25 protein-coding genes are annotated in these 22,721 nt (G+C 71.2%); 20 read left to right on the top strand and 5 right to left on the bottom strand.

The window, feature by feature from the left end; all coding sequences use genetic code 11:
• The first annotated feature begins 17 nt into the window (after positions 1–17).
• The 6 genes from pdxA (at position 18) to IT293_21515 (ending at position 6,991) form a co-directional block, all read left to right on the top strand.
• A complete protein-coding gene (gene pdxA, locus IT293_21540; protein MCC6767242.1) occupies positions 18–1,040 on the top strand; it encodes a 4-hydroxythreonine-4-phosphate dehydrogenase PdxA in 1,023 nt (340 codons plus the stop codon).
• A gap of 28 nt (positions 1,041–1,068) precedes the next feature.
• A complete protein-coding gene (locus tag IT293_21535; GenBank protein ID MCC6767241.1) occupies positions 1,069–1,743 on the top strand; it encodes a cyclase family protein in 675 nt (224 codons plus the stop codon).
• Positions 1,740–2,990 carry a hypothetical protein gene (locus IT293_21530; GenBank protein ID MCC6767240.1) on the top strand — a complete coding sequence of 417 codons (1,251 nt, stop codon included), beginning with the start codon at positions 1,740–1,742 and terminating at the stop codon, positions 2,988–2,990. Before IT293_21535 ends, IT293_21530 begins: the two co-directional genes overlap by 4 nt.
• Positions 2,987–3,469 (top strand): peptidylprolyl isomerase, encoded by a 483-nt coding sequence (locus tag IT293_21525; protein MCC6767239.1) that lies wholly within the window; start codon positions 2,987–2,989, stop codon positions 3,467–3,469. Before IT293_21530 ends, IT293_21525 begins: the two co-directional genes overlap by 4 nt.
• On the top strand, positions 3,466–4,239 hold the full coding sequence (locus IT293_21520) for a glycosyltransferase family 2 protein (GenBank protein MCC6767238.1): 774 nt from the start codon (positions 3,466–3,468) through the stop codon (positions 4,237–4,239). Before IT293_21525 ends, IT293_21520 begins: the two co-directional genes overlap by 4 nt.
• 130 nt (positions 4,240–4,369) lie before the next feature.
• A complete protein-coding gene (locus tag IT293_21515) occupies positions 4,370–6,991 on the top strand; it encodes an Ig-like domain-containing protein (GenBank protein MCC6767237.1) in 2,622 nt (873 codons plus the stop codon).
• Positions 6,992–7,003: 12 nt separating this feature from the next.
• Here the strand turns inward: IT293_21515 and IT293_21510 are convergent, their stop codons facing one another.
• Positions 7,004–8,149 carry a HAMP domain-containing histidine kinase gene (locus IT293_21510; protein ID MCC6767236.1) on the bottom strand — a complete coding sequence of 382 codons (1,146 nt, stop codon included), beginning with the start codon at positions 8,147–8,149 and terminating at the stop codon, positions 7,004–7,006.
• Positions 8,150–8,329: 180 nt separating this feature from the next.
• On the opposite strand from IT293_21510, the gene IT293_21505 reads away from it, so the two are divergent.
• Together IT293_21505 and IT293_21500 are read left to right on the top strand one after the other, a co-directional pair.
• Positions 8,330–9,313, top strand: a complete 984-nt coding sequence (locus tag IT293_21505; GenBank protein MCC6767235.1) for an ABC transporter ATP-binding protein — start codon at positions 8,330–8,332, stop codon at positions 9,311–9,313.
• Positions 9,314–9,325: 12 nt separating this feature from the next.
• Positions 9,326–10,084 (top strand): ABC transporter permease, encoded by a 759-nt coding sequence (locus IT293_21500; GenBank protein ID MCC6767234.1) that lies wholly within the window; start codon positions 9,326–9,328, stop codon positions 10,082–10,084.
• A 7-nt stretch (positions 10,085–10,091) separates the two neighbouring features.
• Here the strand turns inward: IT293_21500 and cyoE are convergent, their stop codons facing one another.
• The 4 genes from cyoE to hisI form a co-directional block, all read right to left on the bottom strand.
• Positions 10,092–11,024, bottom strand: coding sequence for a protoheme IX farnesyltransferase (gene cyoE, locus IT293_21495; protein ID MCC6767233.1), 933 nt, complete (start codon positions 11,022–11,024; stop codon positions 10,092–10,094).
• A complete protein-coding gene (locus IT293_21490; protein ID MCC6767232.1) occupies positions 11,024–12,001 on the bottom strand; it encodes a heme A synthase in 978 nt (325 codons plus the stop codon). Before IT293_21490 ends, cyoE begins: the two co-directional genes overlap by 1 nt.
• 251 nt (positions 12,002–12,252) lie before the next feature.
• Positions 12,253–13,125 (bottom strand): ATP phosphoribosyltransferase, encoded by an 873-nt coding sequence (locus IT293_21485; protein ID MCC6767231.1) that lies wholly within the window; start codon positions 13,123–13,125, stop codon positions 12,253–12,255.
• Complete coding sequence (hisI, locus tag IT293_21480) at positions 13,122–13,502, bottom strand: phosphoribosyl-AMP cyclohydrolase (GenBank protein MCC6767230.1); 381 nt, start codon at positions 13,500–13,502, stop codon at positions 13,122–13,124. The genes IT293_21485 and hisI overlap by 4 nt, the downstream gene beginning before the upstream one ends.
• Before the next feature lie 107 nt (positions 13,503–13,609).
• Between hisI and lpxD the strand changes: the two genes are divergently transcribed.
• The 12 genes from lpxD (at position 13,610) to nusB (ending at position 22,572) form a co-directional block, all read left to right on the top strand.
• Complete coding sequence (lpxD, locus tag IT293_21475; GenBank protein ID MCC6767229.1) at positions 13,610–14,647, top strand: UDP-3-O-(3-hydroxymyristoyl)glucosamine N-acyltransferase; 1,038 nt, start codon at positions 13,610–13,612, stop codon at positions 14,645–14,647.
• 109 nt (positions 14,648–14,756) lie between these two features.
• Positions 14,757–15,290: a DUF177 domain-containing protein gene (locus IT293_21470; GenBank protein MCC6767228.1), complete on the top strand. Its 534-nt coding sequence runs from the start codon at positions 14,757–14,759 to the stop codon at positions 15,288–15,290.
• A gap of 18 nt (positions 15,291–15,308) precedes the next feature.
• Positions 15,309–15,491: a 50S ribosomal protein L32 gene (gene rpmF / locus IT293_21465; protein MCC6767227.1), complete on the top strand. Its 183-nt coding sequence runs from the start codon at positions 15,309–15,311 to the stop codon at positions 15,489–15,491.
• Positions 15,492–15,508: 17 nt separating this feature from the next.
• Positions 15,509–16,462: an ACP S-malonyltransferase gene (gene fabD / locus IT293_21460; protein ID MCC6767226.1), complete on the top strand. Its 954-nt coding sequence runs from the start codon at positions 15,509–15,511 to the stop codon at positions 16,460–16,462.
• Positions 16,459–17,205, top strand: coding sequence for a 3-oxoacyl-[acyl-carrier-protein] reductase (gene fabG, locus IT293_21455; GenBank protein ID MCC6767225.1), 747 nt, complete (start codon positions 16,459–16,461; stop codon positions 17,203–17,205). Before fabD ends, fabG begins: the two co-directional genes overlap by 4 nt.
• A 9-nt stretch (positions 17,206–17,214) precedes the next feature.
• Positions 17,215–17,451, top strand: a complete 237-nt coding sequence (gene acpP, locus IT293_21450) for an acyl carrier protein (protein ID MCC6767224.1) — start codon at positions 17,215–17,217, stop codon at positions 17,449–17,451.
• A 121-nt stretch (positions 17,452–17,572) separates the two neighbouring features.
• Positions 17,573–18,826: a serine hydroxymethyltransferase gene (locus IT293_21445; GenBank protein ID MCC6767223.1), complete on the top strand. Its 1,254-nt coding sequence runs from the start codon at positions 17,573–17,575 to the stop codon at positions 18,824–18,826.
• Positions 18,827–18,832: 6 nt separating this feature from the next.
• Positions 18,833–19,324: a transcriptional repressor NrdR gene (nrdR, locus tag IT293_21440; protein MCC6767222.1), complete on the top strand. Its 492-nt coding sequence runs from the start codon at positions 18,833–18,835 to the stop codon at positions 19,322–19,324.
• Between the two features lie 22 nt (positions 19,325–19,346).
• Positions 19,347–20,417 (top strand): bifunctional diaminohydroxyphosphoribosylaminopyrimidine deaminase/5-amino-6-(5-phosphoribosylamino)uracil reductase RibD, encoded by a 1,071-nt coding sequence (gene ribD / locus IT293_21435; protein ID MCC6767221.1) that lies wholly within the window; start codon positions 19,347–19,349, stop codon positions 20,415–20,417.
• 30 nt (positions 20,418–20,447) lie between these two features.
• Complete coding sequence (ribA, locus tag IT293_21430) at positions 20,448–21,656, top strand: GTP cyclohydrolase II (GenBank protein MCC6767220.1); 1,209 nt, start codon at positions 20,448–20,450, stop codon at positions 21,654–21,656.
• A gap of 10 nt (positions 21,657–21,666) precedes the next feature.
• Positions 21,667–22,134: a 6,7-dimethyl-8-ribityllumazine synthase gene (locus IT293_21425; protein ID MCC6767219.1), complete on the top strand. Its 468-nt coding sequence runs from the start codon at positions 21,667–21,669 to the stop codon at positions 22,132–22,134.
• A 9-nt stretch (positions 22,135–22,143) separates the two neighbouring features.
• Entirely contained in the window at positions 22,144–22,572 is a 429-nt protein-coding gene (nusB, locus tag IT293_21420; protein ID MCC6767218.1) for a transcription antitermination factor NusB, read from the top strand.
• Positions 22,573–22,721: the final 149 nt, after the last annotated feature.

Genomic DNA, 22,721 nt, shown 5'->3' with positions numbered 1-22,721 from the left:
CAAGGAGCTCCGAACGCATGGCACTTCCGACGATCGGCATCACCATGGGCGACGCCGCCGGCATCAGCCCCGAGATTCTCGTGAAATCGCTCGCCGACCCGGCGATCCGCACGTTCTGCGAGCCGATCGTGCTCGGCGACCTCCGCGTGGTGGCCGCCGCGGCCGAGCAGGCCGGCCTCGAGCTGGCGCTCCGCGCGGTCGAGCGGCCCGCGGCCTGGCGGCGCGACGGCGAGGCCTTCGCCGTCGTCGACTATCGGGACGTCGACCCGGCGACGGTAAAGGTCGGGGTGATCGAGCCGGCGCTCGGGGCGGCGGCCGTGCGCTACACGCGCGAGGCGGCCCGCTACGCTCTCAGCGGCGAGATCGACGGGATCGTGTCGGCGCCCCTCAACAAGGAGTCGATGCGCGCCGCCGGCTTTCATTACGAGGGCGCCACGGAGATCTTCGCCGAGGAGGCCGGGGTGAAGCGCTACGCCATGGTGCTCCTGCTCGGCGACATGCGACTTCTCTTGCTGACGAATCACATGTCGCTTCGCGCAGCATGCGACAAGGTGACGAAGGCGCGGGTGCACGAGAAGATCATGCTGGCGCACGAGGCGCTGGTCGGACAGGGCATCGCGGCGCCGCGGATCGCGGTTTCCGCCCTGAACCCGCATGCCGGCGAAGGCGGCCTCTTCGGACGCGAGGAGATCGAGGAAATCGAGCCCGCCATCGCGGAGGCCAGAGCCGCGGGGGTGAACGCGATCGGCCCGGTGCCTGCCGATACGGTCTTCTTCAAGACCAAGCAGGGCATGTACGATCTGACCATTGCCCTCTACCACGATCAGGGCCTCGGCGCGGTGAAGCTACTCGGCTTCGGCGACGTCGTGACGTTGCTCGTCGGGCTGCCCTTCATCCGGACCTCGACGGGGCACGGCACGGCGTTCGACATCGCGGGGAAGGGCCTCGCGAACCACAAGAACCTGCTCGAGGCGATCAAGACCGCCGCCGCTCTCGCCGCGCGCCGCGCCCGGCGAGAGCGGTCCGCGGCGAGCGCGTGAGCGCGCGACCTCCGTCGAAAGGGACTCCATGGCGGCCGCCACCGATCCGCAGCTTCGCGAAGATCTCGCCGGCTACTGCCGGAGGGTCTGGGACGTTTCGGTGCCGAACCGTCCGGACATGCACGTCTATCCGGGCGACCCGACGCTCGAGCAGACCCGGATCCGCGCCATCGAGCGCGGCGACGCCGCCAACCTGACGCATCTTTCCCTGGGCGCTCACACCGGGACGCACGTCGACGCGCCGGCGCATTTCATCGACGGCGCGCCGACGCTCGAGCAGGTGCCCCTCGACCGCATGGTGGGGCCGGCGCAGGTGCTCGACCTCCGCGGGCTCGCCGCGATCGACGCCACCGCGCTCCGCCGGTACGAGATCAACGCCGGCGACATCGTGCTCTGTCGAACCGACAACTCGGAGCGCTGGGCGAAGCCGGGATTCCAGAAGGACTTCACGTACCTCACGCTCGATGCCGCCTGGCATCTCGTCGACCGGGGCGTGAGGACCATCGGCATGGACTACCTCTCCATCGAGCAGTTCGGCAGCAAGGACTTCGCGGTGCACAAGCTGCTCCTCGGCGGCGGGATCTTCGTCATCGAGGGTCTGGACCTACGCGCGATCGCCGCGGGGCCGTATCTCCTCGCGTGCCTACCCCTCAAGCTCGAAGGCGTCGACGGGGCGCCGGCGCGCGCGGTGTTGATGCGGTGAGCGCGTTCGCCGCGATCGCCGACGATCTGACCGGCGCGTGCGACGTCGCGGCCGAGCTCGCGGCGGCCGGCCGGCGGGCGCTGGTCGCCGTCGAGCCGGGAGCGCTGGTCGCCCGGGGCGACGACGGCGTGGTCGTGGTCGTGAACACACAGAGCCGCGCGTTGGCGCCGGCCGCGGCGGCCGCGCGCGTACGCGCCGCGCTCGGCGCGCGGCCGGCGCGGCTCGTGCTCAAGAAGATCGACACGGCGCTGCGCGGCCACCTCGGCGCCGAGCTCGACGCGGCGCTCGACCACCTCGGCGCGACGGGGTTCGTCGTCCCGGCGATCCCCGCGGCGGGGCGCGTGACGCGCGGGGGGTGCCAGTGGTTCGGTGGCCGCCTCCTCGCTGAGACGGAGTTCGCACGCGATCCCGAGGGACCCGGCGCGGTGTCGTCTGTCGGCGAGGTGATCGCTCGCGAGAGCCGCCGTCCCGTCGCCGTGCTGGCGCGCGCGTGCGTCCGGGGCGGTGCGCTCGCCGTCGAGGTCGGCCGGCGGCGCGCCGCGGGAGTGGACTGCTTCGTGGTCGACGCGGAGTCCGACGACGACGTGGCGGGTGCCGTCGAGGCGATCACGGCGCTGCCCGGGAAGCTCTGTCTCGCGGGGTCGATCGCGCTCGCGGCGGCGCTCGCGCCCCGTCTCGGCAACGGCGGACTTTTCGCAAGCCCGCCGGAGCCGCCGCCGCCCGCGCGGCCGGCGCTCGTCGTGAACGGGAGCCTCCACAGTCGCGCCCGGGCGCAGGTGGATGCCGTGCTCGCCGCCGGCGACGCCGTGGCGATCACGGCCGGCGCGGCCGCCGGGTCCAGGCCCGGCGATGTCGCGCGCCGGGCGGCCGCCGAGCTCGCGGGCGGGAGGAGCGTGGTCCTGACGCCGCCCGCTCTGGACGGCGTGCCGAGCGCGGCCGCGCTCCGCGCAACCGAGGCGGCGCTCGCCGAGGCGCTCGCGGCGATCGTCGCCGGCGTCCGGATCGGAACGCTCGTGCTGATCGGCGGCGAGACCAGCCATGCGATCCTGCGAGGTATCGGCGCCAGCGCGATCGAGGTCCACGGGCGCGTCGCGCCGCTCGTCGCCTGCGGGACGATCCTGCGGGGCGCGGCGGCCGGAACGCGCCTGGTCACCAAGGGCGGATCGGGCGGCGCGCCCGGCGTCGTCGCGGACTGGCTCGCGACGGCCGGCCGCGCGGCGCGACACGCCGCGGAGGGAAGGGCATGAGCGAGCAGGGTGCCTTGCGGGTCGTCGCCGACACGGTCGTCACGATCGAGTATCGCGCCACCCTCACGAACGGCGAGCTCGTCGACTCGACGGAGCGGTGCGGGCCGGTGACCTATCTGCACGGAAACGAGCAGATCTTTCCGGCGCTCGAGCAGGCGGTCGAGGGGCTCGTCGCCGGCGAGGAGCGTCGGCTGACGCTCTCGCCGAACGAGAGCTACGGCGAGCACCGGTCGGATCTCGTGCGTCGGATGCCGCGCGCGCAGCTGCCGCCCGAGCTCGCGCTCGAGGTTGGCAAACGCTACACCGTCCGTCCTCCGCGCGGCGAGCCGATGATCTTCCGCCTGACCGGCATCGAGGGCGACGACGTGCTCGCCGATTTCAACAACCCGGCCGCGGGGCAGGGCCTCGACATCTGGGCGAAAGTGGTGGCGGTGCGGGCGGCGACCGCCGAAGAGATCCGAAGGGGAACGCTGCGATGAAGCTTTCGATCGTCATGCCGGTCTACAACGAAGCCGCGAGCGTGCGTGAGGTGGTGCGGCGCGTCCAGGCCTTGCCGCACGCGAAGGAGCTCATCGTCGTCGACGACGGCTCGCTCGACGGCACCCGAGACATCCTGCGCGAGCTCGCCGGAGGCGAGGTGCGGGTCTTCTTCCACGGGACCAATCGCGGGAAGGGCGCCGCGCTCCGCACCGGCTTCGCGCACGTGCGGGGCGACGTGGCCGTCGTGCAGGACGCGGACCTCGAATACAACCCGCGCGACATTCCGGCGCTGCTCGCGCCGATCGAGCGCGGGGAGGCCGACGTCGTCTTCGGCTCGCGGTTTCTCGGCGGACCGCACCGGGTCCTCAACTTCTGGCACTATGTCGGCAATCGCGTGCTCACGCTCCTCTCGAACATGTGCACGAACCTGAACCTCACCGACATGGAGACGGGCTACAAGCTCTTCCGCCGCGAAGTGCTCCAGCAGATCCAGGTGGAGTGCGACCGCTTCGGATTCGAGCCGGAGATCACCGCCAAGGTCGCGCGGCTGCGCTGCCGCATCTACGAGCAGCCGATTTCCTACGCCGGACGCGATTATGACCAGGGCAAGAAGATCACCTGGCGCGACGGCGTCGCGGCGCTGTACCACATCGCGCGTTTCAGCATCCGGAGCCGCCGTGTACGCCCCGCGCCGCCGGTCGCGGTCGAGGAGATCGCGCCGCGTCCTGCCCAGGTCCCCGACGTCCGTAGGCTCGACGTCGAACGCTGACCTTCCCCGGAAGAAGGCGCCGTCGGCAACGATGCCGTCGCGCCCGGCGCTGCTCCCCGAGCTTGCCTCCGCTGCGGCGGGCGTCCATGGTGAGGACTCCCGCCGGGGTGTCCAGGAGATCCACGGAACCATGAAGAAGACGTGCAACCAGTTGCTCGCGGCCTGGGTGGCCGCGCTCGTCGTCGTCGGGGCCGCGTACGCGCAGCCGAGCGGCGATCCGTCCGTCTGCTACAAGACGCGCGGGCTCGGCTCGCACGGCGGGTTGCCGAGCTTCGCGCCGCGCGAGGCCGACGTCGTCATCGACGTCTTCAGCACGGCGCGCCCGGAGGACCGGCACCAGATCGACGTGCAGAAGGCGATCGGGCTCTGCGCTCCGGCGAGCGTCGAGGGCGAACTCGTCGTCGACGAGGTCGCGCATCTCGAAGCGTACGGAATCCGGGTGACCAAGACGTCGCCGCGCCAGCCGCGTCACGTGGACGGCGTCCACGAGATCGTGAACCGGTTCGGCAGGCTGAAGCTGCGCGTCGAGAGCGAGGACCGCCTGCTCGCGCCGACGGCGAAGGCGCTCGGCACGGGCGGGGTGGCGCCGCTCGCGTCGACCGGCGTCGATCACTTCAAGTGCTACGACGCCAAGGTCGCGCGGGCGCCGAAGGGTGCGCCCGTCTATCCGACCTTCACGCCGTTCGACGTCGCCGTAGCGGACCAGTTCGGTCCGCGGGTCCTGACGGTCAAGAAGCCGCGCCGCTTCTGCGCCCCGGCGAGCGTCGCCGGCGCCGACCCCGCGGCGCCGACCCACGCGACCTATCTCGTCTGCTACCAGGTGCGGCTCGCCAGGACGAAGCCGAAGCAGGCGAAGCCCGGCGCGACGAGCGTCTCGACGCACTCCGTCTTCGGTCCGGAAGCGCTCGCCGTCACGAGGCCCGACGAGATCTGCGTGCCGTCGCTGAAGGATCCCTCGGCCGCGACGCCGGTGCCGACGACGACCGCGACCCCCGTGCCGCCCGGAGACGTCGTCGCCATCCGCATCGATCCGCAGGCGCGCTACGTGAACCCCGGCGGCACCGCGACCTACACGGCCACCGCCGATCTCGTCGGCGGCGGCACCGAGAACTACACCCAGAAGGTCGTCTGGACGTCGAGCAACCCGGGCGTCGCGCTGGCGGCGAACGCGGCCGGAGATCGCAGCAGGATCGCCGCCGTGAGCCCCGGGATCGCCACGATCTCCGCGACCGATCCGGTGAGCGGCGTGTCCTCGACGACGTCGGGCGGCGACGCGACGTTCAACGTACCCGGCGCGCTCGTCAGCATCGCGGTCGCGCCGGCGGCGCTGGCGCTCGATGTCGGCGAGGCGAAGAGCCTGGTCGCGACCGGCACCTTCGAGGGCGGCGTCACCCGCAATATCACGCAACAGCTCACCTATGCCTCGAGCGATCCGACCGTCGTGGTGGCGACGAACCTCGACGGCAACAAGAGCCGGGTCGAGGCGGCGGCGCAGGGGTCCGCGGCGATCTCGGCGGTGGATCCCGTGACCGGCGTCAGCAGCGCCGACGCGAACGGCGACGCCGCGATCACGGTCCTGGGTGCGCTCGAGAGCGTGACGCTGAGCCCGCTCGCCAAGACGCGGCCCGCCGGACAATTCCAGAGCTACGTGGCGACGGGCCACTACGCCGGCGGCGTGGACCTGAACATCACCCAGGAGGTCGACTACGCTTCGAGCGACCCGAGCGTCGCCGTGGCGCCCAACACGCCCGGGAACAAGGGCAGGGTCGACACCGTCGCGCCGGGAACGACGACGATCTCCGCGTCGCATCCGAGCGGCGTCACGACGACCATGGGAGGCAACGACGCGACCCTCACGGTCTCGGCGGCCGTATCGGACCTGATCGGCATCGCGCTCGCGCCGACGAGCGCGACGCGTGCCGTCGGGGAGGCGCAGACCTTCACCGCGACGGGGCACTACGAGGGCGGCGGCACGGCGAATCTCACGCAGCAGGTGACGTACGTCTCCTCCGACCCGAGCGTCGTCGCGGCGCCCAACGCGCCCGGAAACAAGAGCCGGGTCGAGATGCTGGCGCCGGGCACGGCGACGATCTCCGCCGCGTACACGGATCCGCAGTCCGGGCTGGAGGTGAGCAGCGCCGACTCGGGCGGCGATGCCACGGTCACCGTGCTCGGGGCGCTCGAACGGATCACGCTCTCGCCGACGCCAGCGACGCGCGCGGTGAACCAATCGCTGACCTACACCGCGATCGGGCACTTCGGCGGTGGTACGACGAAGAACCTGACCCAGCGGGTCGACTACCACACGAGCGATGCGGGCGTCGCCGTCGCGGCGAACGTCGCCGGCAACAAGAGCCGCGTGGACGCCCTCGCCCCCGGGCAGGTCACGATCTCGGCGACCGATCCGGTGACCGGCGTGAGCACGACGAGCACCGGCGACGACGCGGCGCTCACGGTGATCGGCGGGCTCGAGCGCATCACCTTGAGCCCGCTCGTCGCGACGCGCTCGCCCGGAGGTGTCCAGCGGTACACGGCGACGGGACACTTCGGCGGCGGCGTGACGCAGAACCTGACGCAGGAGCTCGTCTATTCGTCCAGCGATTCGTCCGTGGCGAGCGCGCCGAACGACGCGGGCGATCGGAGCCGCGTCGACGCGCTCACGCCCGGTGCGACGACGATCTCCGCCACCCATCCGACCGCGGGCGTCAGCACCACGGACAGCGGAGACGACGCCGCGCTCACGGTCGAGTGAGCGCGGGGCGCGTCATCGAGCGGGAAGCTCGGTCGGCAGGTCGACGGTGAAGCGCGTCCCGCTGCCGAGGGTGCTCGCGACCCGCACCTCGCCACCGAGCGTCTCGCAGAAGCGCTTCACGATGTAGAGGCCGAGGCCCGTTCCGGTGCGGCCATGGCTGCCGGTCCGAAAGGGTGTGAAGACGTGCGGCAGGTCCGCGGCCGCGATGCCGCTCCCGGTGTCGGCGACCTCGAGGCGAACGCGGCGAGCGTGCGGCGCCGCGGTGACCGATACGGCACCTCGCTCGGTGTGGCGGAGCGCGTTGTCGACGAGGTTCTGCAGGACCTGGCGCACGCGGAAGCGGTCGCTCCGGAAGGGCGGAGTGGCGGGGTCGGCGTGCCAGGTGAGGGCGACGCCGTGGCCGGCGCGGTGCGCCAGCGATCCGGTGCAAAGCTCCTCGATGACCTCGCGGGCGGTGAAGGGCTCCGCGGCGGTTCGGTCGGCTTCGCGCTCGAGCCGGACGAGATCGAGCGCGCCGGTCAGCACCGTGAAAAGCTCCCGGGCGTGCCGCTCGATGGTGGAGAGGACTTCGCGCTGCTCGGCGGTGCAGGCGCCGTAGGTGTCGTCGATCAGGAGCTGCGTGTAGCCGAGCATCACGTTGAGCGGCTGGCGCAGGTCGTGGGAGAGCGACGCCAGGATCTCGGCCGGTCCTCCGTCGCCCGCTGCGGGCTCCCGCCGGGTGCGCGCGTGCTTCAGGGCGACCGCTGCCAGCGAGGCGGCGTAGCGGGCGAGCCCGACGTGTTCGAGTCCGAACGCCCCGCCGATCCATGGGCGGAGCTGCATCGCGAGCCCGGCGGGCTCGTGTTCGATCGGCAGCGTCAGCATGCCGGTCTCGTGGGTCGCGTCGCCGAGCACGGGACGGCGCTCGGCCGTCGCCGACCGCACGATAGCGTCGTCCGCGGCCGTGAAGGGCACGCCGTACGCTCCGCGCGTCTCGACGGTGTCGTTTGCGACGGCCGCGAGGCGGGCTCCGGACGCGCCGAGCACGAGCGCCGTGCTCTGGCAGAGGCGGTCGGCGAGCGTCGCTTCGTCGTAGCCACCGAGCAGGAGCCGCTCCTGGACGTGCAGCAGCTGCTCCAGCCGGGTCGGATCGACGGGAAAGATCGCTTCGGTGGTCACGGCTCGCGGGCGATGCGCGGGGCGCATCGCCGAAGTACGAGCAATCTAACGTCGCGTGTCTCGGAGCGTCAAGTGACGAGCCCTACGTGACTGGTCGGTCGACGCCGCCTGTGGCAGGATGCCGCGCGCTCCGATGCCGCAGCCGCCATGTAGTCCTCTCGCCGGACGCGAGGGATCCCGATGAACGCCGTCCGTCCGGCCGCCTCGTCACCGACGACCACGGCGGCGATCGTGATCGCCGGGCTCACGCACCGCTACGGTGAGCGCACGGCGCTCCACGGCATCGACCTCGACGTCCGGCGCGGCGAGATCTTCGGCGTGCTCGGCCCGAACGGGGGCGGGAAGACGACGCTCTTCAAGGTCCTCGCGACGCTCGTCGCACCTCAGGCGGGCGCGGTCGCCGTGTTCGACGAGGATACCGCGCGGTATCCCGAGCGGGTGCGGCGGCGGCTCGGCGTCGTGTTCCAACAGCCGGCCCTCGACGGCATGCTCACGGTGCGCGAGAACCTCGCCTGCCATGGGGCGCTCTACGGCCTCGGCGGCGCCGAGAGCCGCGCGCGGGCCGCGACGTTGCTCGAGCGGCTCGGTCTCGCCGACCGCGCGGACGACCGCGTGGAGGCGCTCTCCGGCGGCCTCGCCCGGCGCGTCGAGCTCGCGAAGGGCCTGCTGCACGGACCGGATCTCGTCCTGCTCGACGAGCCGTCGACCGGGCTCGATCCCGGGGCCCGGCGCGATTTCTTTTCGTACCTCGTCCACTTACGGGATCGTGAGGGGCTCACCGTCGTGCTGACCACGCACTACATGGAGGAGGCCGAGCGGTGCGATCGCATCGGCTTCATCCACCAGGGTCGGCTGGTCGCGGTCGGCGCTCCGGCGGACCTCAAGGCGGAGATCGGCGGGGACGTGGTCGTTGTCGACGCCGCCGACCCGGAGGCGATGCGGCAGCGGATCGAGCGCCGCTTCGGGTGCGTACCCCATGTCGTCGACGGCGTGCTGCGGATCGAGCTGCCGCGCGGGCACGAGTTCGTGCGTGACGTCGTCGAGGCGTTCCCGGGCGACATCCGCTCGGTCACGTACGGCAAGCCGACGCTCGAGGACGTGTTCGTGCATCTCACGGGCGAGCGCTTCTTCGGCGAGGGCGCGGCCGGGCCGGGGAGGGCCTAGCCCGTGCGCGGCGTGCGAGCCCTCTGGTGGCGCGAGATCGTTCGGTTCGTCCGGCAGCGGAGCCGCCTCGTCGGGGCCTTCGCGCAGCCGCTGCTCTTCTGGGTGCTGCTCGGTGGCGGCTTCAGCGCGTCGCTTCGTCCGCCCGGCGCGCCGGCGGATCTCGGCACGATGGCCTACTTCTATCCGGGGATCATCGGACTCGTGCTGCTGTTCACCGCGATCTTCTCCACCATCGCGGTCGTGGAGGACCGCAAGAGCGGCTTTCTCCAGGGCGTGCTGGTGTCGCCGATCCCGCGCGGCGGGATCGTCCTCGGGCAGGCGCTCGGCGGCACGACGCTCGCGGTCCTGCAGGGCGCCCTCTTCCTCGTGCTGGCGCCGCTCGTCGGTATCTCGCTCTCGTTCGGCGCGATACTCGCGGTCGTGGGCGTGATCGCCGCCATCGCCTTCGCGCTCACCTCGCTCGGGCTCGTGATCGCGTGGCGCATGGAATCCACCCAGGGGTTCCACGCCATCATGAACCTGATCCTGATGCCGATCTGGATCCTCTCGGGCGCCTTCTTTCCGGCCTCCGGCGCCGCGGGGTGGCTCGGCTGGCTGATGCAACTGAACCCGCTGACGTACGGCATGGCGGCGCTCCGCCGCTGCCTCTATCTCGGTGCGCCCGAGGCCGCGGGGCGCGTGCCGGCGCTCGTGCCGTCGGTGCTCGTGACGCTTGCCTTCTGCGCCACCGCCTTCTGGGCGGCGGCCGCTACGGCGCGGCGCAGTCGCTGAGCCCGCACTACCAGGGTGCCGCGCTCAACTTGTCCGCCGCCATGGCCGCGAAGAGGCAAGGCAGGTAGACGAGGCTCGCGAACATCACGCGCCGCGCGTCGGCCGTGTTCGTCGAGCGCGCGAGCCGCACCGAGGGGGCGACCATGCTGCACCCGAGCAGGATCGAAGCGGCGAAGTAGATCGGGCCGGCGAGCCCGAGCAGCGTCGGCAGCATGGCGACACTCACGAGCGCGAGCGAGTACGTGAGGATGTGGCGTGCCGTGCTGGTGCCGTCGGGATCGACCACCGGCAGCAGGCGGAAGCCCGCGCGCGCGTAATCGTCGCGATACACCTGGGCGATCGCGAGCGAGTGCGGGATCTGCCAGACGAACATGATCGCGAAGATCGCCCACGCCGCGGGGTCGAGGCCGCCGCTCGCGGCCGCCCATCCCGTGAGCGGCGGCAGGGCGCCTGGGACCGCGCCGATGAGGGTGCAGAGCGACGTCCGCGCCTTCGCGGGGGTATAGGCGAAGAGGTAGCTCACGCTGGTCGCGGCGGTGACGGCCGCCGCGAGCATGTTGCTGCCGGCGACCAGCACCAGGATGCCGACGATCGTGAGGGCGGCGCCGAACTGGAGGGCGTCGGCCGGGGCCAGGCGTCCCTCCGGGAGCGGGCGCCTACGGGTCCGGTGCATCTGCGCGTCGAGGTCGCGTTCGAGATACTGGTTGAGCGCCATCGTGCCGCCCGCGGCGAGCCCCGTGCCGACGAGTGTCCAGAGGAGCCGCAGCCAATCGAATCCCTCGCTCGCGGCGCCGAGGTAGTAGCCGAAGAGGGTGGTGAGGACGACCATCGCCACGACGCGCGGTTTCGTGAGCTCGATGAAGTCGACGAGGCGCCGCTGGGTGATCGGCAGCGCTCCGGGGGCGAGATCCAGGTCCTCGGCCGGTTCGAGCGCCGGCATCATGCGGGCACCCGCTCGGTGGCGAAGAGCGGGTGCGTCGATCCGGACGCCGCCCCGGCGGCGCGGCGGGCGCGGAGCGCCCATACGACGGTCGTTCCGAGGATGGCGGCGCCGACCGCGACGTGCGCCGTGGTCGGGAGGACCGCTTTTCGCGTCCAGATGGCGAGGGCGCCGAGCGTGATCTGGGTCGCCACGAGCGCGACCGCCAGGAGCGCGGGCCGGACGACGGCGCGCTCGACCGCGTGCGTCCGGAGCGTGCGCACGGCCGTCCAGAGCACCATCACGGTGACGGCGAGCGCGCCCATCCGGTGCAGGAAGTGGATCACGACCGCCGCCGATTCGAGGGGCGGTACGATGCGTCCGAAGGCCAGGGGAAAGTCGGGGATGGCGAGTCCGGCCCCCGTATGCCGCATGACGGCACCGAGGATCAGCTGCGCGTAGACGGTCGCGGCGGTCGCCACCGCGAGCCGGGCGAGCCCGGGATCGGCGGGCGCGCGCGTCGCCGGCGTCCAATCCGGGTGCGTCAGCACTGCCAGGGCGACGGTCAGGCAGAGGAAGGCCTGCGCGAGACACGCGTGGGCGGACGAGATCGCCGGCGGCAGAAGGAAGATCACCGTAAGGCCGCCGAGCAGCCCCTGCGTGACGACCGTTCCGATCGCCGCGAGCGCGAGGCGGCGCACGATCGGATGGGTCTCGGCGAGCCACGTCGCCACGGCGAACGCCACGGTGAGCGCCCCGACCGCTGCCGCGACCATGCGATGGCCGTGCTCGTAGAAGACGCCGCCGACCATGCGCGGGAAGAACTGCCCGAACGAGAGCGGCCAGTCGGGAACGGCGAGGCCCGAGCCCGTGCTCGTGACGAGCCCGCCGATGAAGATGAGCGCGAGCGTCGAGGCCGCGAGGACGAGCGCGAAGACGTGGAGCCCGCGCGGGGTCCGCGCGGCCGCCGCTGGCGTCTGTCGATCCCGCGCCGTCACGCCGGGGCCACCGGGCGGCGCCTTGCGTGGGAGAAGACGGTCCGCACGCGGACCGTACCTACCGCCGAGCCCCAGCAGAGCGGGTGGAAGAGGCCGCCGTCAGTCGAAACGTTTTCCGGATTCCACCATCCGAGCATCGCGATGCCTCAGGGTCGCACGCCGGCGCGGGGCGCGGTCGGCGACACGGCTGTGTACCGAATTACGTGCGCCGTCGCAAGCTTGGAGGGCGTTCGCGAGGCTGCGTGCGAGGATCAGATGACCTTGTTGAGACCGTACTCGATGATGCCGACGGCGCCGGCTTTCATGAGCTTCGGGATGAGCTCGCGAACGACGTCCTCGGCGATCACGCTCTCCACCGAGAACCAGTCCTTGCCGTAGAGGTTCGAGACGGTCGGTGCGGTGATGCTCGGGAGCATGGCGACGATCGCCTCGAGCTGCTCCTTCGGGACGTTCAGCTTGATTCCGACCTGCGTCTGCGCACGGAGCGCGCCGGTGAGCAGCAGGCCGATCTGCTCGATCTTCTCCCGCTTCCAGGGGTCGCGCATCGCCTCCCGATTGGCGATGAGCTGCGGGTTGGAGCTGAAGAGCTCGGCGACGATGCGCAGCCCGTTCGCCCGGAGCGTGCTGCCCGTCTCGGTGACCTCGACGATCGCGTCGACGAGACCTTCGGCGGCCTTGGCCTCGGTGGCGCCCCAGGAGAACTCGACGTCGACCTCGATCTTGCGCGCTGCGAAGTAGCGCTTCGTGTAGCTCACGAGTTCGGTCGCGACGGTCTTCCCGCGCAAGTCCTCGGGCTTCTGCACCGGCGATGCGTCGGGCACCACCAGCACCCAACGGGTCGGACGGATCGTCGCCTTCGAGTAGACGAGATCGCAGACCACCTCGACCTGCGAGTCGTTCTCGAGGATCCAGTCGTGACCGGTGATGCCGGCGTCGAGCGTGCCCGCCTCGACGTAGCGCGCCATCTCCTGCGCCCGTATGAGGTTGCACCGCAGCGCCGAATCGTCGACCGACGGAAAGTAGCTCCGGCTGCCGGCGCTGATTCGCCATCCCGACTTGCGGAAGAGGTCGATCGTCGCCTGCTCGAGGCTGCCCTTCGGGATGCCGAGTTTGAGGATGCTCATTTCGCGTAGACCTTGGCCGGATCGAAGACGCGGGTCTCGACGACCTGCCATGCGTCGTCGGCGCGCTTGCGGAAGAAGCAGCTCGGGTAGCCCTCGTGACACGCCGCGCCGCCCTCCTGCTCGACCCGCAACAGCACCGTGTCGCCGTCGCAGTCGACGTGGATCGCGTGCACCTTCTGCCGGTGTCCGGAGCTCTCGCCCTTCACCCAGAAGCTCTGGCGCGAGCGGCTCCAGTAGGTGGCGTAGCCGGTCGCGACCGTGCGGTCGAACGACTCCTGGTTCATGTACGCGAGCATCAGGACCGCCCCGGACCGGTCGTCCTGGACGATCACCGGGACGAGCCCGTCGCCTTTGGCGAAGTCGATGACGTTCTGCATGGGGACGGTCCGGAATCGCGCTTCGTAACACAGGCCTCCGGGGCCGGCAAATTCGCGCGCGTGCCGCGGCTTGCGGGTCCGGACGCTTCGGCCTAAGCCAACCCACGATGACGCTCGCGGAGATCGCGGAACGGCTGGGGTGCGAGCTGCGGGGGGACGGTGCGATCGAGATCGGGGCGATTCGCGGGCTCGAGGAGGCCGGTCCCGGCGACCTCACGTTCCTCGTGAATCCGAAATACGCGGCGCAGCTCGCCGCGACGCGGGCGTCGGCGGTGATCGTCGCGACGGGCGCGGCGGAACTCCCGATCGCGACGCTCCGTGCCGACAACCCGTATCTTTGCTTCGCGCGGGCGCTCGCGATGTTCCATCGACCGCTGGCGCCGCCGCCCGGCATCCACCCGACGGCGGTCGTCGCGGCGAGCGCGCGGGTCGCGGCGCCGACGTCGATCGGTCCCTACGCCGTCGTGGGGGAGGGCGTGGAGATCGGATCCGGCGCGACGATCCACCCGCACGTGACCATCTACGCCGGCGTGAAGATCGGCAGCGACTTCGTCGCGCACGCCGGCGTCGTCGTACGCGAGCACGTCCGGATCGGCGACCGCGTGGTGCTGCACGCCGGGGTCGTGATCGGGGCCGACGGCTTCGGCTTCGCGCCGAGCCCGACCGGCGCGGTGAAGATCCCGCAGGCCGGCATCGTCGTAATCGAGGACGACGTGGAGATCGGCGCGAACACGACGGTCGATCGCGCCACGCTCGGGGCCACGGTCATCCGGCGCGGCGCCAAGCTCGACAACCTGGTAATGGTCGCGCACAACTGCGAGGTCGGCGCGCACAGCTTCCTCGCGGCGCAGGTGGGGATCGCGGGCTCGACGAAGATCGGCCGCGGCGTCCAAATGGGCGGGCAGGCGGGAGCCGCGGGGCACCTCACGATCGGCGACGGCGTGCTGGTGGCGGCGCAGAGCGGCGTTCCGAACTCGGTGCCGGCGGGAAAGACCGTCGGGGGCTACCCGGCAATGGAGGTCGGGCTCTGGCGCCGCACCTCGGCTGCGATCCTGCGCTTGCCGGAATTGGTGCGGCGGGTCCGGCGGTTGGAGCGCCGGCTCGGCCCCGAGCGGGGCGACGAGGGCGGCGACACGGAGGGCTGAATCAGCCTGGCGAAGCCGGTCGCCGAGCTTGTGGGCTTCGGGGTCGGCTCGTATAACGACCGTTCAGACCCTCGCTCGCATTCGCGGCGATGCGCGGACGTCTTCGCTCATGAAAATCCAACTGCACGACATTCTCGCCGTCGAGGACCAGCTCGACTACGACGAGCCGGTCGAGGAGCTGAACGCGACCCTCGCGAAGGCCAATCACGACTACGAGTTCCGTGCGCCGCTGCACGTTCGGGTCAGGTACTCCCGGTCGCAGCTCGACCTCTTCTTCGACGGCGAGGTGTCGGGCCGGGCCGAGGCCGCCTGTGGGCGGTGTCTCGAAACGTACCCGCTCGACGTCGCCCAGGAGTTCTCGGTGGTCCTGACCCCGGCGACGCGGCTCAGCGGCGAGATCGAGCTCGCGCCGGGGGACCTCACCCAGTCGTTCTACGAGGGGACCGAGGTCGACCTCACCCCGCTCGTCTACGAGCAGGTGATGCTCGCCTTGCCCACGCGGCCACTCTGTGGTGAAGAGTGCCGGGGGCTCTGCCCGCAGTGCGGCAGCAACCGCAACACCAGCCGGTGCGGCTGCACGGTCGAGACCGGTGATCCTCGCTGGTCGGCGCTCCGCAATCTCAAGATCGACCGCGGCGCCTGAGCCCGCGGAGGAGGGGTCATGGCAGTTCCGAAACGACGTACGTCCAGCACCAAGCGCAACAAGCGGCGCGCGCACGATGCGCTGCGCCCGGCGAGCTTCATCACCTGCCCGAGCTGCAGCGAGCCCATGCTGCGGCATCGCGCCTGCGCGCATTGCGGGGAATACCGCGGGCGCAAGGTGCTCGACACCACGGAGGCGTGACGCCACCGTTGGTGGCAATGTCATCGGCGTCCGAGGCGCCGTCGGTCGACCCGACGGCGCTGTTGTTTCCCGGACAGGGATCGCAGCGCGTCGGGATGGGCGCGCGCCTGGTCGCGGAGCACGCGGTTGCGCGCGCGACCATGGTCGAGGCGGACGAGGCCCTCGAGTACCCGTTGACCCGGCTCTGCTTCGAGGGTCCGGAGGCGGAGCTCACCCGGACCGAGTTCTGTCAGCCGGCGATCCTGGCGGTGAGCGTGGCGACCTGGCGCGCGCTCGGTCCGGCGAGCGGGATCGCGCCGCGGTGGGTCGCGGGGCACAGCCTCGGTGAGTACACGGCGCTCGTGGTCGCCGGTGCGCTCGCCTTTCGCGACGCCGTCCGGCTCGTGCGCCTGCGGGGCCGGCTCATGCAGTCCGCGGTGCCCGCCGGCGCCGGCACGATGGCCGCGATCGTCGGTCTCGAGGACGCGCGGGTGGCGGAGCTCTGCGCCGCGGCGGCCGAGGGCGATGTCGTGAGCCCCGCGAACTTCAACGGGGCGGGGCAGGTCGTGATCGCCGGGCATCGCGCCGCGGTCGCGCGCGCGACGGAAGCCGCCAAGGCGGCCGGTGCGCGTGTCGTCGCGCTCGCGGTGAGCGCTCCGTTCCACTGCGCGCTGATGACCCCCGTCGCCGCCGAGCTCGCGCGCGCGCTCGCCGCGGTCGACGTCCGGATGCCGAGCGTGCCGGTCGTGAGCAACGTCGAGGCGGCGCTCAACGCCGATGCCGCCCGCATCCGCGACCTCCTCGTGGCGCAGGTCACGGCGCCCGTCCGCTGGGCGGAGTCGATGCGCCTCCTGCGGTCGCTCGGATGCCGACGGGTGGTCGAGGTCGGTCCGGGGCAAGTGCTCGCCAGGATCGCGCAGCGCATGAAGCTCGGTCTCGCGAGCGCGAGCCTCGAGGACGTCGGCGGACGCGCGGCGGAGCCGCCCGCGTGACGACGCTCGCCGGCGACGTTGCGCTCGTGACCGGTGCGTCGCGCGGCATCGGCGCGGCGATCGCCCGCGACCTCGCCGGGGCGGGCGCGCACGTGGTCGTCGGCTACCGGACGCAACGTGAGGGGGCGGAGCGAGTCGTGGCCGACATCGTCGCCGGAGGCGGCGCCGCCGAGGCGGTTGCGATCGACGTCGCGAGCACGGCAGAGGTCGATGCGGTCGTGCGCGACGTGGTCGCGCGCCTTGGCAAGGTGGACGTCTTGGTCAACAATGCCGGCGTTTCCGCGGATGCCCTGATCGTGCGGATCACCGACGAGCAGTGGCAACGGGTGCTCGACGTCAACCTCAAGGGAGTCTTCAACTGCACCAAGGCCGTCGCGCGTCCCATGATGCGCGCTCGCCGCGGTCGGATCGTCAATCTGAGCTCCGTGGTCGGCGTGACGGGCAACACGGGGCAGGCGGCGTACGCCGCGGCGAAGGCCGGTATCATCGGGTTCACGAAATCGACGGCCCGTGAGCTCGCGTCCCGGAACGTCACCGCCAACGTGGTCGCGCCGGGCTTGATCACAACCGACATGACCGAAACCCTGGACGCCGGCGCGCGAGCCATGTACCAAACGATGATCCCGCTCGGGCGGCTCGGGCGGGCGGAAGACGTCGCCGCCGCCGTTACGTTTCTCGCGGGGCCCGGCGCGAGCTACATCACGGGACAGGTCCTACACATCAACGGCGGCATGTACGTGTGAGGAGGGAGCATGGCATCGACAGTCGAGGCCAAAGTACGCGAGATCATTTGTGAGCAACTCGGCGTCAGTGAGGACGAGGTTACGCCAGAGGCGTCGTTCATCGAGGACCTCGGGGCCGACTCCCTCGACATCGTCGAGCTGGTGATGGCTCTGGAGGAAGAGTACGAGATGGAGATCTCGGACGAGGAAGCCGAGAAGATCCGGACCGTGCAGGACGTGGTGAACTACATCGAAAGCCAGAAGTAGGCGGAGCGATTGGCGGCGTTCAGGCCGCCCGCCCGCGGGACGTGACGATCGCAGAGACCGGCCCGACGTCGCACCGAAGGGCCAGCTCTGCGATTTTTTTTGCCGACGAGGACGTGCCGTCATGACGAGTCATCTAGCCAGAACCGATCCCGAAGTGATGGAGGCGATCCGCCGCGAGACGGATCGCCAGCAGTACAACCTCGAGCTGATCGCGTCCGAGAACATCGTCAGCGAGGCCGTTCTGGAGGCGCAGGGCTCGGTGCTGACGAACAAGTACGCCGAGGGCTATCCGGGCAAGCGTTACTACGGGGGCTGCGAATACGTCGACGTCGTCGAAGCGCTCGCGATTGCCCGCGCGCAGGAGCTCTTCGGCGCCGACCACGCCAACGTCCAACCGCACTCGGGATCGCAGGCCAACATGGCCGTGTACTTCTCGCAGCTCGAGCCGGGCGCGACGATGCTCGCGATGAACCTGAGCCACGGCGGGCATCTCACGCACGGGAGCCCGGTCAACTTTTCGGGAAAGTTCTTCGACGTCGTGCACTACGGGGTGCGTGAGTCGGACCATCGGCTCGACTACGAGCAGTTGGAGGCGCTCGCGCGCCGACATCGTCCGAAGATGATCGTCGCCGGCTACAGCGCGTATCCCCGGACGCTCGACTTCGAGCGCTTCCGGGCGATCGCCGACGAGGTGGGCGCGCTCCTCATGACGGACATGGCGCATTTCGCGGGGCTCGTCGCCGCGGAGGTCCATCCGTCCCCGGTCCCCCACTGCGACTTCGTGACCAGCACCACCCACAAGACGCTGCGCGGCCCGCGCGGTGGCCTCATTCTCTGCCGGGAGGCGCACGCGAAGCACTTGAACTCGTCGGTCTTCCCCGGGAACCAGGGCGGCCCGCTCATGCACGTGATCGCGGCGAAGGCGGTCGCGTTCAAGGAGGCGCTGACGCCGGAGTTCAAGGCGTATCAGCGTCAGATCGTCGCGAACGCGAAGGCGCTCGCGGCGCGCCTGATCGAGCACGGGTTCCAGCTGCTCACGGGGGGCACCGACAACCACCTCATGATGCTCGATCTCCGCGGCGGCGAGCTCACGGGCAAGGCGGCCGAGACGACGCTCGATCGGGCCCGCATCACCGTGAACAAGAACACGGTGCCGTTCGATCCGCGCTCGCCGATGGTGACGAGCGGGGTTCGCATCGGGACGCCGGCGGTGACCTCGCGCGGCATGAAGGAGCCCGAGATGGGAACGATCGGCGACTTGATCGCGCGCGCGCTGTCGCGGGTCGGCGACGAGACGGCGCTGCGGGCGATCGGCGAGGACGTCGCGGCGCTCTGCGCGCGTTTCCCGATCTATCCCGAGCGATCGGGAGTGTGACCGACGGTGAAGTGTCCCTTCTGCCGCGACCTGGAGAACAAGGTCATCGACTCGCGCCTCTCGAAGGAGGGGGACGTGATCCGCCGTCGGCGGGAGTGCCTGCAGTGCGCGCGGCGGTTCACGACGTACGAGCGCGCCGAGGAGGCGTTCCCGCTGATCGTCAAGAAGGACGGCCGACGCGAGCCGTTCGACCGCATGAAGATCGTCGCGGGCCTGAAGCGCGCCTGCGAGAAGCGCCCCGTCGGGATCGAGGCGATCGAGGCGGTGGTCGACCGCATCGAGCGCACGCTGCAGGAGCGCGGTGAGAAGGAGCTGCCGAGCTCGACGATCGGCGAGGCGCTCATGCGCGAGCTGCACGGGCTCGACAAGGTCGCGTACGTGCGCTTCGCGTCCGTGTACCGCTCGTTCGAGGACATCGGCGAGTTCATGGAGGAGCTGCAGACGCTCCTCAAGGAGCGTCGTGGCGACGCGCAGGGGCGGAAGCCGAAAGAGCCGTGAGCGCGCCGACGACGCGCGGTGGATGCGCCGCGCGGTCGCGTTGGCCGAGCGGGCGCTCGGCCGCACGAGCCCGAACCCGGCCGTCGGCGCGTTGGTGGTGAAGGCGGGGCGCGTCGTCGGGGAAGGGTGGACGCGCCCGGTCGGCGGGCCACACGCGGAGGTCGTCGCCCTACGGCGCGCCGGCGCCCGCGCGCGGGGCGCGACGCTCTACGTGACGCTCGAGCCGTGTGCGCACTTCGGCCGCACCCCGCCCTGCGCCGATGCGATCGTCGCGGCCGGCGTCGCGCGCGTCGTGGTCGCGGTGGGCGATCCCAATCCGCGCGTCCGGGGTCGGGGACTCCGCATCCTCGCGCGTGCGGGTGTTGCCGTCACCACGGGCGTGCTCGCCGAGGAGGCGGGCGCGGTCTCCGCCTGGTTCCGGCACTTCGTCGTACGGCGCCGACCGTTCGTGATCCTGAAGCTCGCGGCGTCGCTCGACGGTCGCATCGCGACCGCCGCGGGAGCATCGCGCTGGATCACCGGCGCCGCCGCCCGCCGTTGGGTGCACACGCTCCGCAATCGCGTCGACGCGGTCATGGTCGGGTCGGAGACGGTGCGAGCCGACGATCCCTCGCTGACGTGCCGCGTTCGCGGCGGCCGCGACCCGGTGCGCATCGTGATCGACGGGCGTCTCCAGACGCCGCTTGCCGCGGCGGTCGTCCGGCAACGGTCGGCCGCCGCCACGATCGTCGCGACGACGGCGGCCGCGCCGGTCGGACGTCGCCGCGCGCTCGCCGACGCCGGCGTCGAGGTGATCGTGGTGCCGGCGAAGGGCGGCAAGGTGGATCTCGGGACGCTGCTGCGCGGCCTCGCGGCGCGCGGGATCGTGAGCGTCCTCGTCGAGGGGGGCGGCGACCTCGCAGCCGCCATGGTGCGCGCGCGGTTGGTGGACCGGCTCGCCGTGATCACGGCGCCCGTGCTCCTCGGGGGCGACGGCCGGCCGATGCTCGGCGCGCTCGGCCTTCGCCGGCTCGGCGACGCCCCTCGCCTCGTCCGGCAGACGGTCGTGCGCCTCGGTCGCGACCTCCTGCGTGACGGGCCCGTGGCATACTAGCGGGGAGCGGCTATAGTGCGTCGAGCTCCGATGTTGTCGCCGATCGACGAGATCCTGGTGGACGTGCGCGCGGGCCAGATGGTGGTCCTGGTCGACGAGCGCGAGGGTGGAGACGGGGTGCTGTGTGCCGCCGCCGAGCGCGTCACTCCCGATGTCATCAACTTCATGGCGACGCACGCGCGCGGGCTCATCTGTCTGGCCCTCACCGAGGGCCGCATGCGTCGCCTCGGCATCCCGCTGCTCGGCAACCCCCTCGCGCCGACGCGCCAACCGGCCTTCGGGGCCTCGATCGAGGCGCGGACGGGCGTCACCACCGGGATCTCGGCGGCGGACCGCGCGCGCACGATCCTCGTGACGGTCGCTGACGGCGCCGGACCGGCGGATCTCGCGATGCCCGGCCATGTCTTTCCCGTCCAGGTGCAGCGTGGCGGCGTGCTGGCATACAAGCGCCACCCGGAGGGTACGATCGATCTCATGCGCCTCGCCGGCATGCGTCCCGCGGCCGTGTTCTGTACGGTGCTCTGCGACGACGGCTCCGTGGCGACGCGCACGGACCTCGAGGGGCTCGCGCGCGCGCGCGGCCTTCGCATGACGACGCTCGCGGCGCTCGGGGCGCACCGGTTGCGGAGCGAGCTCCTCGTCGAGCGCGTCGTCGAGTCCGACTTCACGACGGCGACCGGCGGCCGTTTCCGCGCGATCGTGTATCGCAACTCGGTCGACCGGTACGAGCACATGGCGCTCGTGACGGGCGGGTTCAAGCCGGGGGACGTTCCGCTCGTCCGCGTCCACTCGCAGTGTCTGACCGGCGACGTCTTCCAGTCGGAGCGCTGCGATTGCGGCGAACAGCTGGAGCAGGCGTTGCGCGTGATCGACGGCCTCGGGCAGGGTGTGGTTGTGTACATGCACCAGGAGGGACGGGGCATCGGCCTCGCCAACAAGATCCGTGCGTACGCGCTGCAGGACCAGGGGCGGGACACGGTCGAGGCCAATCTCGAGCTCGGCTTCGAGGAGGACCTGCGCGACTACGGCATCAGCGCGCAGATCTTGCGCGACCTCGGACTCCGGCGGGTGCGCTTGCTCACCAACAACCCGCGCAAGGTGATCGGTCTGCAGGGGTACGGCATCGAGGTCGTCGAGCGCGTGCCGCTCGAGGTCCGGCCGCGGAGCGGCAACCTGGCCTATCTCCGGACGAAGCAGGAGAAGCTCGGCCACCTGCTGACCGGTCTCACGCCGGGCTGAGCGGCCACCCATGCCACGTGAGCTGACCGGAGCCCGCGAGGGCGGTGCGCTACGATTCGGGATCGTCGTGTCGCGCTTCAACCGCAGCATCACGGCGCCGCTTCTCGCGGGAGCGCTGGAGGCGCTCGCCGCCCATGGCGTCAGCGACGACGACATCGTCGTCGCCCACGTGCCCGGGGCCTTCGAGATCCCGTTCGCGGCGCAGGCGCTCGCCCGGACCGGCCGATACCAGGCGCTCGTCTGCCTCGGTGCCGTCGTGCGGGGGGAGACGCCGCACTTCGACTACATCTGCGACGAGGTGACCCGCGGGGTGGGCCGGGTGGTCGCGGAATACCGGATCCCGGCGGCGTTTGGCGTCCTCACCACGGACACGATAGAGCAGGCGCTCGCGCGCGCCGGCGAAGGACACGGCAACAAGGGATACGAAGCGGCGGTGACGGCGATCGAGATGGCGCAGCTCGCGCGTTTGCTGGGGTGACGACGATTCATGGGCATGCGACGGAAAGGTCGGGAGCTGGCGCTGCAGGCACTCTATCAACTGGACGTCTGCGGTGACGATTCGGGCGCGGCGCTCCGGATCTTCTGGGAGCACTGCGACGCGCCGAACGACGCGCGCTCCTTCGGGCAGGCGCTCGTGGGAGGCGTGCTCGACGCCCGCTCGCGGATCGACGAGCTCATCGGCGGGAGCTCGTCGAACTGGCGCGTCGATCGCTTGTCGCACGTCGACCGCAACATCCTGCGGGTCGCTACGTACGAGCTCCTCTGCCGCCGCGATGTGCCGGCGAGCGTCGCCATCGACGAGGCAATCGAGATCGCCAAGCGCTTCGGCAGCGACGAGTCCCCGACGTTCGTGAACGGCGTTCTCGACTCCATTGCCGCCGTCGTCGGCGCCAAAGAGCGACAGGGCGCGCTCTAGGAGCCTGTCCGCGTCATGGTGCCGAGCGAGCCAAAGGAGAGCGGGAAGCGCAGCGACGACCGCAGCGGCATGCCCAGAGGCACGCGGCACAAGGCAGAGGCGAGCACCCCGTTCGCAGCCCCGGGATCGTTTGGCGCGGCCGGCACCAT

Source organism: Deltaproteobacteria bacterium, from assembly GCA_020848745.1.
Classification (GTDB): Bacteria; Desulfobacterota; Binatia; order UTPRO1; family UTPRO1; genus UTPRO1.
Note: the sequence above shows the minus strand (reverse complement) of the source record. Positions and strands in the feature narration are given on the sequence as shown.

Coding starts and splice junctions, on each gene's coding strand:
- IT293_21485 (MCC6767231.1), bottom strand. CDS start 13,125: ATGAGCATCCTCAAACTCGGCATCCCGAAGGGCAGCCTCGAGCAGGCG.
- cyoE (MCC6767233.1), bottom strand. CDS start 11,024: ATGCCGGCGCTCGAACCGGCCGAGGACCTGGATCTCGCCCCCGGAGCG.
- ribA (MCC6767220.1), top strand. CDS start 20,448: ATGTTGTCGCCGATCGACGAGATCCTGGTGGACGTGCGCGCGGGCCAG.
- rpmF (MCC6767227.1), top strand. CDS start 15,309: ATGGCAGTTCCGAAACGACGTACGTCCAGCACCAAGCGCAACAAGCGG.
- hisI (MCC6767230.1), bottom strand. CDS start 13,502: ATGCAGAACGTCATCGACTTCGCCAAAGGCGACGGGCTCGTCCCGGTG.
- IT293_21525 (MCC6767239.1), top strand. CDS start 2,987: ATGAGCGAGCAGGGTGCCTTGCGGGTCGTCGCCGACACGGTCGTCACG.
- pdxA (MCC6767242.1), top strand. CDS start 18: ATGGCACTTCCGACGATCGGCATCACCATGGGCGACGCCGCCGGCATC.
- nusB (MCC6767218.1), top strand. CDS start 22,144: ATGGGCATGCGACGGAAAGGTCGGGAGCTGGCGCTGCAGGCACTCTAT.
- IT293_21535 (MCC6767241.1), top strand. CDS start 1,069: ATGGCGGCCGCCACCGATCCGCAGCTTCGCGAAGATCTCGCCGGCTAC.
- IT293_21515 (MCC6767237.1), top strand. CDS start 4,370: ATGAAGAAGACGTGCAACCAGTTGCTCGCGGCCTGGGTGGCCGCGCTC.
- IT293_21470 (MCC6767228.1), top strand. CDS start 14,757: ATGAAAATCCAACTGCACGACATTCTCGCCGTCGAGGACCAGCTCGAC.
- lpxD (MCC6767229.1), top strand. CDS start 13,610: ATGACGCTCGCGGAGATCGCGGAACGGCTGGGGTGCGAGCTGCGGGGG.
- IT293_21520 (MCC6767238.1), top strand. CDS start 3,466: ATGAAGCTTTCGATCGTCATGCCGGTCTACAACGAAGCCGCGAGCGTG.
- IT293_21425 (MCC6767219.1), top strand. CDS start 21,667: ATGCCACGTGAGCTGACCGGAGCCCGCGAGGGCGGTGCGCTACGATTC.
- IT293_21445 (MCC6767223.1), top strand. CDS start 17,573: ATGACGAGTCATCTAGCCAGAACCGATCCCGAAGTGATGGAGGCGATC.
- fabD (MCC6767226.1), top strand. CDS start 15,509: ATGTCATCGGCGTCCGAGGCGCCGTCGGTCGACCCGACGGCGCTGTTG.
- IT293_21505 (MCC6767235.1), top strand. CDS start 8,330: ATGAACGCCGTCCGTCCGGCCGCCTCGTCACCGACGACCACGGCGGCG.
- acpP (MCC6767224.1), top strand. CDS start 17,215: ATGGCATCGACAGTCGAGGCCAAAGTACGCGAGATCATTTGTGAGCAA.
- ribD (MCC6767221.1), top strand. CDS start 19,347: ATGCGCCGCGCGGTCGCGTTGGCCGAGCGGGCGCTCGGCCGCACGAGC.